At 75.0% G+C, this 13,093-nt stretch carries 10 protein-coding genes and 1 riboswitch; of the genes, 7 read left to right on the top strand and 3 right to left on the bottom strand.

Annotation, left to right across the window (positions count from 1 at the left end):
* The 4 genes from ABZ495_RS05650 to ABZ495_RS05635 all read left to right on the top strand — a co-directional run bounded on the left by ABZ495_RS05650 (nucleotide 1) and on the right by ABZ495_RS05635 (nucleotide 3,953).
* On the top strand, nucleotides 1-504 hold the full coding sequence (locus tag ABZ495_RS05650) for a MaoC family dehydratase (protein ID WP_359804376.1): 504 nt from the start codon (nucleotides 1-3) through the stop codon (nucleotides 502-504).
* 183 nt (nucleotides 505-687) lie between these two features.
* A complete protein-coding gene (locus ABZ495_RS05645) occupies nucleotides 688-1,890 on the top strand; it encodes an acyl-CoA dehydrogenase family protein (protein ID WP_329490091.1) in 1,203 nt (400 codons plus the stop codon).
* A 505-nt stretch (nucleotides 1,891-2,395) separates the two neighbouring features.
* Nucleotides 2,396-3,088: a phosphatidylserine decarboxylase gene (locus ABZ495_RS05640; RefSeq protein WP_329490090.1), complete on the top strand. Its 693-nt coding sequence runs from the start codon at nucleotides 2,396-2,398 to the stop codon at nucleotides 3,086-3,088.
* Between the two features lie 40 nt (nucleotides 3,089-3,128).
* On the top strand, nucleotides 3,129-3,953 hold the full coding sequence (locus ABZ495_RS05635) for a CDP-alcohol phosphatidyltransferase family protein (protein ID WP_329492295.1): 825 nt from the start codon (nucleotides 3,129-3,131) through the stop codon (nucleotides 3,951-3,953).
* A gap of 213 nt (nucleotides 3,954-4,166) precedes the next feature.
* Here the strand turns inward: ABZ495_RS05635 and ABZ495_RS05630 are convergent, their stop codons facing one another.
* The 3 genes from ABZ495_RS05630 to ABZ495_RS05620 all read right to left on the bottom strand — a co-directional run bounded on the left by ABZ495_RS05630 (nucleotide 4,167) and on the right by ABZ495_RS05620 (nucleotide 8,012).
* Nucleotides 4,167-5,492 (bottom strand): hypothetical protein, encoded by a 1,326-nt coding sequence (locus ABZ495_RS05630; RefSeq protein WP_329490089.1) that lies wholly within the window; start codon nucleotides 5,490-5,492, stop codon nucleotides 4,167-4,169.
* A 402-nt stretch (nucleotides 5,493-5,894) separates the two neighbouring features.
* Entirely contained in the window at nucleotides 5,895-7,010 is a 1,116-nt protein-coding gene (locus ABZ495_RS05625) for an alpha/beta hydrolase (protein WP_359834556.1), read from the bottom strand.
* A 282-nt stretch (nucleotides 7,011-7,292) separates the two neighbouring features.
* Nucleotides 7,293-8,012 carry a transcriptional regulator gene (locus ABZ495_RS05620; protein WP_359834554.1) on the bottom strand — a complete coding sequence of 240 codons (720 nt, stop codon included), beginning with the start codon at nucleotides 8,010-8,012 and terminating at the stop codon, nucleotides 7,293-7,295.
* 212 nt (nucleotides 8,013-8,224) lie between these two features.
* Nucleotides 8,225-8,417: riboswitch (cobalamin riboswitch) on the top strand.
* 93 nt (nucleotides 8,418-8,510) lie between these two features.
* On the opposite strand from ABZ495_RS05620, the gene ABZ495_RS05615 reads away from it, so the two are divergent.
* Genes ABZ495_RS05615 through ABZ495_RS05605 form a run of 3 tightly spaced genes read left to right on the top strand, consistent with a single transcriptional unit; the run spans nucleotide 8,511 to nucleotide 13,088 of the window.
* Nucleotides 8,511-9,482 (top strand): cobalamin biosynthesis protein, encoded by a 972-nt coding sequence (locus ABZ495_RS05615; RefSeq protein ID WP_359804380.1) that lies wholly within the window; start codon nucleotides 8,511-8,513, stop codon nucleotides 9,480-9,482.
* On the top strand, nucleotides 9,479-10,996 hold the full coding sequence (locus tag ABZ495_RS05610; RefSeq protein WP_359804381.1) for a cobyric acid synthase: 1,518 nt from the start codon (nucleotides 9,479-9,481) through the stop codon (nucleotides 10,994-10,996). The genes ABZ495_RS05615 and ABZ495_RS05610 overlap by 4 nt, the downstream gene beginning before the upstream one ends.
* Nucleotides 10,989-13,088, top strand: coding sequence for a putative cobaltochelatase (locus ABZ495_RS05605; protein WP_359834552.1), 2,100 nt, complete (start codon nucleotides 10,989-10,991; stop codon nucleotides 13,086-13,088). The genes ABZ495_RS05610 and ABZ495_RS05605 overlap by 8 nt, the downstream gene beginning before the upstream one ends.
* The last annotated feature ends 5 nt before the right edge of the window (nucleotides 13,089-13,093 follow it).

Below are 13,093 nucleotides of genomic sequence, written 5' to 3'. Positions count from 1 at the left end.
ATGCAGTTCGGACGCACCTACGAGGAGTTCGAGGTCGGCGCTGTCTACAAGCACTGGCCCGGCAAGACGGTCACCGAGTACGACGACCACCTCTTCTGTCTGCTCACCATGAACCACCACCCGCTCCACCTGGACACCAACTACGCGGAGCGGACGACCGACTTCGGCAAGAACGTCGTGGTCGGCAACTACATCTACTCGCTGCTGCTCGGAATGTCCGTCCCGGACGTCTCCGGCAAGGCGATCGCCAATCTGGAGATCGAGTCGCTGCGCCACATCGCGCCGACCTTCCACGGCGACACCCTGTACGGCGAGACCACCGTGCTCGACAAGTGGCCGTCCAAGTCCAAGGACGACCGCGGCATCGTGTACGTCGAGACCAAGGGCTACAAGCAGGACGGCACGGTCGTCTGCATCTTCCGCCGCAAGGTGATGGTGCCGACGGCTACCTACATCAAGGAGCGCGGCGGCGAGCAGCCCGGCCGCCCGACTCCGCTGTCCTAGCCCGGCCAGAGCCGTACCACCCAGGAGCCCCGGACGGGTAGGCCGCCGTCATCGGCCGATCCCCACCCCGGTACCGGGGGCCCTGCTGCCGCAGCCACGCCGGCAGGGCCCCCGGAAAATCCCCCCCCCCCGCTGTTCTGCCCTCCCCCCACCCTCTCCCTCTTTCGCCACAGGAGCCGCACGATGGGACGCCTCGCACAGACCGACGGCCTCACCGAGATCCAGCGGGACATCCTCGCCACCGTGCGGGATTTCGTCGACAAGGAGATCATTCCGGTCGCGACCGAGCTGGAGCACAAGGACGAGTACCCCACCGCCATCGTGGAGGGGATGAAGCAGCTCGGCCTCTTCGGCCTCACCATTCCCGAGGAGTACGGCGGCCTCGGCGAATCGCTCCTCACCTACGCCCTGGTCGTGGAGGAGATCGCACGCGGCTGGATGTCCGTCTCCGGCATCGTGAACACCCACTTCATCGTGGCCCACATGATCAACGCGCACGGCACCCAGGAGCAGAAGGACTACTTCCTGCCGAAGATGGCCGCCGGCGAGATCCGCGGCGCCTTCTCGATGTCCGAGCCGGGCCTCGGCTCCGACGTCTCCGCGATCTCCACCAAGGGCGTCAGGGACGGGGACTCCTACGTCCTCAACGGCCAGAAGATGTGGCTCACCAACGGCGGCACGTCCACCCTGGTCGCGGTGCTCTGCAAGACCGACGAGGGCGGCAGCTCCCCGTACAAGAACATGACCACCTTCCTGATCGAGAAGACGGCGGGCTTCGGCCCGAACCCGACCGTCCCCGGGCTCACCGTGCCCGGCAAGATCGAGAAGATGGGCTACAAGGGCGTCGACACCACCGAGCTGATCCTCCAGGACGTCCGCGTCCCGGCCGACCGCGTCCTCGGCGGCGCCCCGGGCAAGGGCTTCTACCAGATGATGGACGGCGTCGAGGTCGGCCGCGTCAACGTGGCCGCGCGCGGCTGCGGCGTCGCCCGCCGCGCCTTCGAGCTGGGCATCTCCTACGCCCAGCAGCGCTCCACCTTCGGCAAGAAGATCGCCGAGCACCAGGCGATCCAGTTCAAGCTCGCCGAGATGGCCACCAAGGTCGAGGCCGCCCACCAGATGATGGTGATGGCCGCCCGCAAGAAGGACAGCGGCGAGCGCAACGACCTTGAGGCCGGCATGGCCAAGTACCTCGCCTCCGAGTACTGCAAGGAGGTCGTCGAGGACGCCTTCCGCATCCACGGCGGCTACGGCTTCTCCAAGGAGTACGAGATCGAGCGCCTCTACCGCGAGGCTCCGATGCTGCTCATCGGTGAAGGTACTGCGGAGATCCAGAAGATGATCGTCGGACGTCGTCTGCTGGAGGAGTACCGCATCGCGGAGTGAGGACGACCAGTACGAAGACTCGCCCGGGCGGCGCGGTGACGCTCCGCCCGGCGGGTTGACGGCCCGGTGACGGCCGGTCGACGGGCGTGCGGGCCCGTCCCGGCACCCCGCCGTGCCACCACGACCCCGGCCTGGTCCGCCTGGGGTCCGGCACGGCTCCCGAAGCGGCCGTAGGGCGTACAGCTGCTGTCACGCGCCTTGCGGCCGCTTCGGCGCACCCCGCGCGCGCCCCTGCGCCGACGGCCCGGGGTTCCCCGGGCATGCCTGTTGAGACAAGAGTCACCAGCCCCGCCCGGACCCTTGGGAACCGGAGCGGGTCGAGCTACGGTCGTATACACAGAAGGCGCAGCTGCGCCGCACGCAGGACACATGACCGAGCAGGCGGGTTGCCCACCCACCGTGTGGTCCCGATAGCATCCACCGGGACAGACGCCGTCCCTTTATTACTCGATCCCCGCGGTGGCCCCCGTCCAGCGGCCATGATCCCCCGCGACAAAGGTCTTCGATGCCCATCAGCCCGTCCCCTCACACCTCCGTCACGGACAGCGATGCCCTCGCCGCCACGACGGCCGGCCGGCGACCCCGCGTGACCATCGCGCGCGGAGCCACCCCCTGGTTCGTCCCCACCCTCGCCACGGCAGCCGTGACCACCGCCCTCACCCGGCGCAATGGCGCGTGGGCCCTGGCGGCGGTGCCCGCCTGTGCGCTCAGCGCCGGCATGCTGTGGTTCTTCCGCGACCCCGAGCGTGAGATCGGCACGGGCAGAGTGATCTCCCCCGCCGACGGCGTGGTGCAGAGCATCGACGCCTGGCCGGACGGCCGCACCCGGGTGGCGATCTTCATGAGCCCGCTCAACGTCCACGTCAACCGGGCGCCCCTGCCCGGCACCGTGACCTCCGTCGAGCACGTCGCGGGTGGTTTCGTGCCCGCGTTCAACAAGGACAGCGACCAGAACGAGCGGGTCGTCTGGCACTTCGACACCGAGCTCGGCGACATCGAGATGGTGCAGATCGCGGGGGCCGTGGCCCGCCGCATCGTGCCGTACGTCGACGCCGGTACCAAGGTCGAGCAGGGCGATCGGATCGGTCTGATCCGCTTCGGGTCCCGGGTCGACACCTACCTGCCGGCCGGCGTCGAGGTCGGCGTCGAGGTCGGCCAGAAGACCACAGCCGGGGTGACGCGCCTTGACCGTGACTGAACCTGAGACGATCGTCGGCCTGGACGACGAGGAGACGGCCCTGCGCCGCCGCCGTTGGGCGCGCGACCGCGAGCTGCGCGCCCCGCGCTCTCCCCAGCACCTGTCCACCGCCGACTTCCTGACCCTGGGGAACGCCGTCTGCGGCTTCCTGGCGATCTACTCGATCACCACCGGGGTCCTCGTCCCGCACATCACCAACCCGGACGCCGCGCCGGACAAGCACAGCGCCGCCACCGCGGTGACGCTGCTGCTGATCGGCTCGATGTGCGACCTCTTCGACGGACTGGTGGCGCGCAAGCTGCGCTCCTCCGCCCTCGGGGCCGAACTCGACAACCTGGCCGACCTGATCAGCTTCGGCATCGCGCCGGCCTACTTCGTCGCGGTCTGGGGCATGGTCTCGCCGGGCTCCGACAGCCGTCTCTCGGCGCTGATCGCGCTGACGGTGCTGCTGTCCGTGGTGCTGCGGCTGGCGCGGTTCTCCGCCGTGAAGATGCGACCCGGGGTGTTCCAGGGCATGCCCTGCCCGATGGGCGCCATGACGGTGATCGCCATCGTGCTGCTCGACCCGCCGTTCCTGCCCGGTCTGCTCGCCATCGCCGGTACCGCGTACCTGATGATGAGCCGGATCGAGTACCCGAAGCCGCAGGGGCTGCTGGCCACCGCGACGCTCTGCTGGATCGTGCTCTCGATCGGCTGCCTGGCGGCCTGGGCGACCGGCCTGAAGGGCGGCGACTACCTGCTGCACATCGGCGCCTACGGCCAGATCGCGCTCGCCGCGATGGCCCCGCTGCTGGTGATCCGGCGCAAGGTCGGCCAGAAGGTCGGGGACGTCCGGGCGCGCCGGGCGGAGTCCCGGCTCGGCTGACCCCGAGGGACGTACGACGAAGGGCCCGGATCCGCTCGACGGATCCGGGCCCTCTCGCATGCCCTGCGGCCCTTGCCGGGCCGGTGGTGACGGCCGTGCGGGCGGCGTGCGGCCCCGTGGAGGCCGGCTGCGGCCCTGCCGGGCCGGGTGGCGGCCGTGGGGCCGCCACGGTCAGGCCGAGCGGCTCCGCGCCGCCACGGCGCGTCCTGACGGCTACGCGCCGCCGCGGTGGACGCTGAAGGCCGAGCGCCGGGCCGCGCGGGCCACGACCGGGTCCGGGTGGACGCCGGAGACGGCGGTCAGCACCGACGCCGCCCGCGGGTGGCCGGACTGCCGGGCCCGGGCGAACAGCCGGACCGGGTCACCGGCCGAGGCGCCCTCGACATGGCCCACCAGCAGCTCGGTCTCGCCGTGGTCGAGCACCGCGGCCGCGGTGTCCACCCAGAGCCAGGCGGCGTCCTCCGCGCCCAGCACATCGGCCGGGGCGACGCCCTCGTCCGACTGCTCGGCCAGCCAGAGCAGCGCATAGGGGCGCAGCACCGGGGCGTCCACGGCCGCCCGGACGGCCTGCTCGGCGGTGGAGCCGGCCACCCGCAGCGCCTCGAAGGCGAGGCCGCGCACCAGTGCGTCGTCACCCTGGGCGGCGTCCAGCAGCTCGGCCACCGCCCGGTCGGCCGGTCGGGCCGCCACCCAGGCGCGGAACTCGGCCCGGGCCGGGCCCGGCGAGTAGTCGGCGCAGGCGTTGAGCAGCTCGAAGGCGCTCTGCTCGATGTGTCCGGCGGCGGTCTGGGCGACGGTGCAGATCTCCTCCAGCTTGGCCCGCACCGCCCAGTGCCCGAGGGGGGAGAGCTCGGCGGCGTCGTCCTTGCGGACCACCGCGCCGACCGCGGCCAGGCCGTCCAGCATCCAGTCCAGCACGGCCGCCACGTCGGAGGGCGCGGCCGGGGTGTCGATCTGCGGCTCGCGGCAGGTGCCGCGGACGGCCGAGACCGCGGAGGCGGCGTGCGGCACGGGCGAGAGGCCCAGCGCGCCGTCGCCGCCGCCGACCCGGCGCTCGTCCAGGCCCCGGCGCAGCAGCTCCAGCAGTTCGCTGTCGGCGACCGGGCCGGCCACCAGGTGGAGGAAGGAGAGCAGCTGCGGCGCCTGGTCGACGGCCTGCCCGGCGAGCACCGCGAACACGCCGCGCAGGGCGGCGGGCGGCACCGGGGCGAGCAGCGTCCAGGCGTCGAACAGGGCGGACCAGCCGCGGACCACGGCCTCGTCGTCGTGCTCCCAGGCGTGCAGGCGCCAGCCGGGGGCGGCGCCGCCGTCCCGGGCCTCGACCAGGCCGACCAGCAGGGCCTGGCCCCAGGCCTTGCCGGCGGCGCCCACCGTCATGGCGAGGGCGCGGCCCGCGTCGCGGGCGTCCTCGGGGAGCAGCTCGCCGCGCTTGTCGACCTCGGCGAGTTCACCGGCCCAGCGGGCGATGCGGACGGCGTCGATCAGCATCCGACGGGCCAGCGGGGCGAGCTCGGCGGGAGCGGGGAAGCCGTCCGGCACCGGGACCCGGCCACGGCCGGGGGCTGGTGCGGGGCCTCGTCGGCGGGGTACGCCGGAGCCGCCCGGCCTGGCGCCGGCGGGGCGGTGGGCAGTTCCGGGGAGACGGGTCACCGTCGCACCGGAGCCGATCGTCGGCGGGAGCTGGGCATCACGGTCGCGCGGATTCCGAGACGTCACGTCGAGCAGTCTTCCCCTTGTACCGGCCTTCTGTCACATCCGATCGGTCCCGACTACCGACAGGTGGTCGCAGGGGGTCGACAAGATCGGGCAACAGAGGCCAAACCGCCTGGCCGGATCTGTGTGACGCGGACACGCCAGTATGGGGAAGGACGGGGCGGACGGGGTGCGGGAAGGGGCCCGAGGGGCTGTCCGGAACACGGCTGGGACCGCCCGCGACGGGCCTCAGAGCAGGGGGGTGAGCCAGCGCCGCAGGTGCTCCTCGTAGCGGTCGGGGTCGGCGTTCCAGAGGCCGGCGTGCTCGCCGCCGGGGACGGCCTGGAGGCCGACCACGTCGGAGCGGCGGTGGGCCAGCCGAGCGGCGGCCTGCCAGGGGGCCAGCGCGTCGTCGGGCCCGTGCAGGAGGAGCGTGGGCACCCGCAGGTCGGTGCCGTCCGCGAGGCGGGCGAAGTCGGCCAGATCCACGCCGGCCCGGCCCTCGGCCGCGAGCGCGCCCAGCTCGGCGGCGGCGCCCCGGTAGCCGGCCCGGGCGGCGCCCCGGCGGGCGGTGGCCGACCAGTCGAGCACGGGCGAGTCCAGCACCAGGCCGCTGATCGAGGAGGCCCAGGCGGAGCGGGCCGCGGTCTGCAGGACCATGGTCGCGCCGAGCGACCAGCCGTACAGGATGACCCGCCCGGCGCCGCTGTCCAGGGCCAGCCGCAGGGCCGCCTCGACGTCGCGCCACTCGGTCTCGCCGAAGTGGCCGAGGCCGTCCGGGGAGGCCGGCGCGCCCTCGTCGCCGCGGTAGGTGATGGCCAGGACGGGCAGCGCGAGCCGGTGCAGGACGGGCATCACCGGCAGGGTCTGCTGCCGGTCGGCGCCGGGGCCGTGCACCAGGATCACCCAGGTGCCCCGCTTGCCGTCCAGCCGCCAGGCGGGCAGCGCGCCCAGCTCGCCCTGGACGGCGGTCTCGGTGTACGGCAGGCCGAGGGCGCTGGTCGGGTCGCCGAGGTGGACGCGGGGCGTGAAGCGGACCGCGGTACCGGGGGCCAGGGTGCCGCGGTCGGCGCGGACCAGCCGGCGGGTGACGCCCCGCTCGTCGGCGTGCAGGATCTCGCCGACCACCGCGTGCCCTCCGTCGCCCCACTCGACGGCCCAGCGGCCGGGGCGGGCGCTCTCCGCGCTGCGGGTGAAGGTGGCCCGTCCGGCGGCGAGGGTCAGCACCACGACGGGGCCGGCGGCCCGCTCACGGCCGACAGCCGGGCGGACCATCCGCTCGGAGGCCCTCCGGCCGATCAGCAGGACGGCGGCCCCGGTGCCGACGGCGGCGGCCGCCACGGCGGCTGCGGTTCCCCAACGCATATCGCTCCCCGCTCTGTTGGTCGCGGACTGGGCAGTCTGCCCATCAGTCCACTCGCGGGGGCGCCACCCGGCCACCGGACGCGGCCGTCCGGGTCACGGCGGCACGGGTCTTGGCCGGGTCACCGCGGCGGGAGTCTTGGCCGGGTCACGGCGGCACGGGAAGCGGCTGCGGGAAGCGACGGCACGGTTCTCGGCCCTCTGGTCACGGCGGCGCGGGAAGCGGCAGAGGGAGAGGGCAGGGAGGGGGAGGCGCCGCGCGGGGGGCGGCGCGGTAGCGGCCCGTCAGACCGGGATCTCGGTCTCCAGGCGCTCCAGGCGCTCCAGCAGCTCCCAGAACCGCTCGCCGAGCGGCCGGGCCGCCGCGCGGGTGTCCGCCGCCGGGGCCGGGGAGCCCCAGCTGCCGGCGCCCCAGTGGGAGGTGACCTGGTACTCGTTCTGCAGCGCCGTCAGCACGGCGGTGAGATCGCCCTCGTGCACCGGCACGATCCGGCCGATCGGCCGGAGCTGCGCCTGCCAGCGGCCGTCCACGCACTGCCGCAGCCGCCGGTCCAGCTCCTGCGCCCGGCCGGTCACCGCGACCAGCTCGCGCAGGGTCGTGCCGAGCACCTGGGCCAGCGCGTGGGTCTGCTCCTGGTCGCCGTCCCACTGACCGGTCGCCTCGGCCCGCTGGTACCGGTCCAGTGCGAGGCCGATCCGGTGGGCCGCGCTCTCCTGGCTGAGCTCCCGGGCGACCCGGAAGTCCCGCAGCCGGGCCGGGCGGACGCCCATCAGCTGGGCCGGCGGGCACCAGAGCGCCCGGGCCAGGGCGATGAACTCGTCCTCGGCGGGGCGCAGCTCGCCGCTCTCCCAGCCGAGCACGTGGGAGGGCAGCAGCCGGACGCCGTGCGCGGCCATGCCCTCGACCACCTGCTCGGGGGTCAGCCCCAGGCCGGCGCGGTGCGCGCGGGCGGCCGCGGGCGAGAAGGGCACCGGGGGCACGGCGGGTGGCTGTCTGCGTCGCATGGCCCGACGGTAGGGGGCGGTCCGGCCGCCCCCCAGCCGCCGAACACACGAAGCGGGCCCGGAGGCTCCTCCGGGCGACTGGACGATCACACAGGCTGTCATGCCCCTGCGGGGGGTGCCGATCGGAGGTAGCGACGGCGTCGGGCGGCCCGGCTCCGCTGTGACCAACCCCTCCGTGACCTTGGTTGACGCACGGTTCGGCCGCGTGATGGGATCCTTCAGCCAAACGGAGGCATGCAGAGGAAGCCGGTGCGAGTCCGGCGCGGTCCCGCCACTGTCACCGGGGAGCACACTCGGAGTCCCTCCTCCGCCGGCCACGGCGCCGGAGGGGGCCCATCGCGGCGGGCCGTCAGAAGCCGCCGCCGGGCCCGGGGGTGCGTTCGACCCGGAAGCCAGGAGACTCTCGCCCCCGGTACGTCGATCCAGGGCGCGGACCCTGAGTGAGGACACGCACGCGATGCAGGCTGCCCCGACCTTCCGAGCCCTCTGCTGTCCACCGTGCGCCCGCTGACCCGCGCCGCCGCCTTCGCCCTGGGGGCCGCGGCCGGGTACCTCGCCGACGCCCGCTTCGCCGACCCGCGCCGCGGCCACCCGGTGGCCGTCTTCGGCGGCGCGGCCGGCCGGCTGGAGCGGCGGATCTGGCGGAACGACCGCGCCGTCGGAACGGCTTTCACGGCGCTCTGCGTGGGCACCGTCGCGGCCGGCGCGCTGGCGGCCGACCGCACCCTGGGCCGCCGGCCGCTCGGGCGGGCCGCGCTGGCCGCCGCCGCGACCTGGACGGTGCTCGGCGGCACGTCGCTCACCCGGGAGGCCCGCACGATCGGACGCTCGCTCGCCGCGCACGACCTCGCGGCGGCGCGGCAGCGGCTGCCGCACCTGTGCGGGCGGGACCCGAGCGCCCTCGACGAGGGGCAGATCGCCCGCGCGGTGGTCGAGTCGGTCGCCGAGAACACCGCCGACGCCGTGGTCAACGCACTCGTCTGGGGCGCCCTCGCGGGCACGCCCGGGCTGCTGGCGTTCCGCGCGGTCAACACCCTGGACGCGATGGTCGGCCACCGCTCGCCGCGCCACGCCCGGTTCGGCTGGGCCTCGGCGCGGCTGGACGACGTGGCGGGCTGGCCGGGCGCGCGGCTGACCGCGCTGCTGACCGTCGCCGCCGCGCCCGAGCCCCGGACGGCCTGGCGGGTCTGGCGCCGGGACGGCTCCGCCCACCCCAGCCCCAACGCGGGCCAGGCCGAGTCGGCCTTCGCCGGCGCCGTCGGCGTGCGGCTCGGCGGCACCCTGCGGTACGGCGCCCGGGTCGAGCACCGGCCGGTACTGGGCGGCGAGCTGCGACCGGTGACGGTGGACGACATCGAGCGCGCCTGCCGGCTCTCCCGCCGGGTGGGACTGCTCGCACTGGGTACGACCGTCGCCGGGCACGCCGTCGTGCAGGCACTCAAGGCGGGGACGAGAAGGGGGAGCGCATGAGCAACGCACTGCTGGTCGCCGGGACGACCTCGGACGCCGGCAAGAGCGTGGTCACCGCGGGCATCTGCCGCTGGCTGGCCCGTCAGGGCGTCGCCGTGGCGCCGTTCAAGGCGCAGAACATGTCGCTGAACTCCTTCGTCACCGCCGACGGTGCCGAGATCGGCCGCGCCCAGGCGATGCAGGCCCAGGCGGCCCGGGTGGAGCCCGAGGCGGCGATGAACCCGGTGCTGCTGAAGCCCGGCGCGGACGGCCGCAGCCAGGTGGTGCTGCTCGGCCGGGCGGTCGCCGAGGTCGGCGCGCTGGACTACCGCGACCGCAAGCCCGTCCTGCTGGAGCGAGCGCTGGAGTGCCTGGCCGACCTGCGCCGGCGCTACGACGTGGTGGTCTGCGAGGGCGCCGGATCGCCCGCCGAGATCAACCTGCGGGACCGGGACATCGCCAACATGGGCCTGGCCACCGCCGCCGGCCTACCGGTCGTGGTGGTCGGCGACATCGACCGCGGCGGCGTGTTCGCCGCGATGTACGGGACGCTGGCGCTGCTGTCGGAGCAGGACCAGCGCCATGTGGCGGGCTGGTTCGTCAACAAGTTCCGCGGCGACGCGCGGCTGCTGGCGCCCGGGCTGGAGATGCTGCGCGAGCTGACCGGCCGTCCGGTGCTGGGCACCCTGCCGATGCTGTCCGGGCTCTGGCTGGACGCCGAGGACTCCCTGGACCTGACCACCGTGGTGGACCGCGCCGAGGGGCGCGGGCCGCTCGGCGCCGACGTGCTGCGGGTGGCCGTGGTGCGCTTCCCCCGGCTGTCCAACTTCACCGACGTGGACGCACTGGCCCAGGAACCCGGGGTGCTGGTCCGCTGGGCCACCCGGCCCGAGGAGCTGGCCGACGCCGACCTGGTGATCCTGCCCGGCACCCGGGCCACCGTGGCCGACCTGGCCTGGCTGCGCGAGCGCGGCCTGGAGCCGGCCCTCAGGGCCCGGGCCGCGGCCGGGCTGCCGGTCCTCGGCGTCTGCGGCGGCTACCAGATGCTCGCGCGCGCCATCCACGACGAGGTCGAGTCGAAGGCCGGTGCCGTCGACGGCCTCGGGCTGCTCCCGACGCACGTCCGGTTCGGCGCCGAGAAGGTGCTCGGCCGACCGGTCGGCGAGGCCTACGGGCAGCCGGTCCAGGGGTACGAGATCCACCACGGGATCGTCACCGTGGAGGGCGGAGAGGCGTTCCTGGACGGCTGCCGGGTGGGGGCGGTCTGGGGCACGACCTGGCACGGCGCGCTGGAGAACGACGGCTTCCGGCGCGCGCTGCTGCGCGAGGTCGCCGCTCTGTCGGGCCGGGCGTTCGTGCCCGCGCCGGACACCTCGTTCGCCGAGGCGCGCGAGGCCCGGCTGGACCGGCTGGGCGACCTGATCGAGGAGCACGCGGACACCGACGCGCTGTGGAAGCTGATCGAGGGCGGGGTGCCGGCCGCGGGCTCGCTGCCGTTCCTGCCGCCCGGGGCCCCCTTGGAGAATCATGAGTGACGTCCGCTACCCCTTCACCGCGATCGTCGGAATGGCCGACCTGCGGCTCGGGCTGCTGCTCAACGCGGTCTCCCCGGCCGTCGGCGGCGTGCTGGTGCGGGGTGAGAAGGGCACCGCCAAGTCGACCATGGTGCGGGCGCTGGCCGGTCTGCTCCCGTCCATCGCCGCCGTCGACGGCTGCCGTTTCGCCTGCGACCCGGCCGCGCCGGACCCGGCCTGCCCGGACGGCGCGCACGACGGCGCCGACGAGACCCACCGCCCGGCCCGGCTGGTCGAGCTGCCGGTCGGCGTCTCCGAGGACCGGATCGTCGGCTCGCTGGACCTGGAGCGCGCGCTGGCCGAGGGCGTCAAGGCGTACGAGCCGGGCCTGCTGGCCCGGGCGCACCGGGGCGTGCTCTACATCGACGAGGTCAACCTGCTCCAGGACCACGTGGTGGACCTGCTGCTGGACGCGGCCGCGATGGGCCGCTCCTACGTGGAGCGCGAGGGCGTCTCGGTGCGCCACGCGGCGCGGTTCCTGCTGGTCGGCACGATGAACCCGGAGGAGGGTGAGCTGCGCCCGCAGCTGCTCGACCGGTTCGGCCTGACCGTGGAGATCGCCGCCACCCGGGAGCCGGCCGAGCGCGCCGAGGTGGTCCGCCGCCGGCTGGCGTACGACGCCGACCCGGCCGGGTTCGCCGCGCGGTTCGCCGAGGACGAGCGCGCGCTCGCCGGGCGGATCACCGCGGCCCGGGAGCTGCTGCCCGAGGTGGAGCTGACCGACACGGCGCTGCGCCAGATCACCGCCGTCTGCGCCGCCTTCGAGGTGGACGGGCTGCGCGCGGACATCGTGATGGCCCGCACCGCCGTCGCGCTGGCCGCCTGGGCGGGCCGGACGCAGGTGCTGGAGGAGGACGTCCGCAAGGCCGCGCAGCTGGCCCTGCCGCACCGCCGCCGGCGCAACCCCTTCGACGCGCCGGGGCTGGACGAGGAGCAGTTGGAGCGGACCCTGGAGGAGCACGCCGGGCCCGAGGAGCCCGAGCCCGCGGAGCGACCGTCGGAGGGGGAGCAGCCCGGCGAGGGCCCCGAGGGGAGCGGCCCCGAGGACGACGGCCCCGGCCCCGACGGTGGCGGCCCCGACGGCGGCGGCGGCGCGCCCGCGCCCGCGGACACGCCCGACGGCTCCGCGGCCGCCGGGCCCGAGCCGCAGGCGCCGGCCGAGCCGGAGGCCGTCCCGCAGCAGGGCCGGGGCGGCGCGCCGCAGACCGCGCCGGTGGCGGCCGGCGAGCCGTACCGCACCCGCCTGTTCAAGGTGGAGGGCACCGGGAAGGGCGCCCAGGGCCGCCGCTCCCCCGCCGAGACCGACGGCGGCCACACCATCCGCGCCCGCCGCCCGCAGGGGCGCCTGGCCCGGCTGCACCTGAGCGCGACCCTGCGGGCCGCCGCGCCGCACCAGGTGGCGCGCGGGCGGGACTCGCGCGCGCTGCTGCTGCAGAAGGACGACTTCCGCGAGCAGGTCCGGCAGGGCCGCGAGTCCAACCTGGTGCTGTTCCTGGTGGACGCCTCCGGTTCGATGGCGGCCCGGCAGCGGATGACCGCCGTCAAGGGCGCCGTGCTCTCCCTGCTGATGGACGCCTACCAGCGCCGGGACAAGATCGGCATGATCACCTTCCGCGGCGCGAGCGCCGAGCTGGCCCTGCCGCCGACCTCCTCCGTCGAGGTGGGCGCGGCCCGGCTGGAGTCGCTTCCGACCGGCGGCCGGACCCCGCTGGCGGCCGGGCTGCTGCGGGCCCACGAGGTGCTGCGGGTCGAGCGGATGCGCGACCCGCACCGCCGCCCGCTGCTGGTCGTGGTGACCGACGGCCGGGCGACCGGCTCCCGCGACGCCGTCGCGCGCTCCCACCAGGCGGCCGGACTGTTCACCGCCCAGGGCGTGGCGAGCGTGGTGCTGGACTGCGAGGCCGGCCCGGTGCGGCTCGGCCTGGCCCGCACCCTGGCCGTCCGGCTGGGCGCCACCGCCGTGACCCTGGACGAGCTGCGGGCCGAGGGCGTGGCCTCACTCGTCCGCGACAACCGTGCCAACCGAGCCACCCCGACGCGAAAGGCGGCCTGATCCAC

Origin of the sequence: Kitasatospora sp. NPDC005748 (assembly GCF_040630735.1) — a bacterium.
GTDB lineage: Bacteria > Actinomycetota > Actinomycetes > Streptomycetales > Streptomycetaceae > Kitasatospora.
This window is presented reverse-complemented; position numbering and strand designations above follow the sequence as displayed.

Coding starts and splice junctions, on each gene's coding strand:
- ABZ495_RS05650 (WP_359804376.1), top strand. CDS start 1: ATGCAGTTCGGACGCACCTACGAGGAGTTCGAGGTCGGCGCTGTCTAC.
- ABZ495_RS05645 (WP_329490091.1), top strand. CDS start 688: ATGGGACGCCTCGCACAGACCGACGGCCTCACCGAGATCCAGCGGGAC.
- ABZ495_RS05640 (WP_329490090.1), top strand. CDS start 2,396: ATGCCCATCAGCCCGTCCCCTCACACCTCCGTCACGGACAGCGATGCC.
- ABZ495_RS05625 (WP_359834556.1), bottom strand. CDS start 7,010: ATGCGTTGGGGAACCGCAGCCGCCGTGGCGGCCGCCGCCGTCGGCACC.
- ABZ495_RS05620 (WP_359834554.1), bottom strand. CDS start 8,012: ATGCGACGCAGACAGCCACCCGCCGTGCCCCCGGTGCCCTTCTCGCCC.
- ABZ495_RS05610 (WP_359804381.1), top strand. CDS start 9,479: ATGAGCAACGCACTGCTGGTCGCCGGGACGACCTCGGACGCCGGCAAG.
- ABZ495_RS05605 (WP_359834552.1), top strand. CDS start 10,989: ATGAGTGACGTCCGCTACCCCTTCACCGCGATCGTCGGAATGGCCGAC.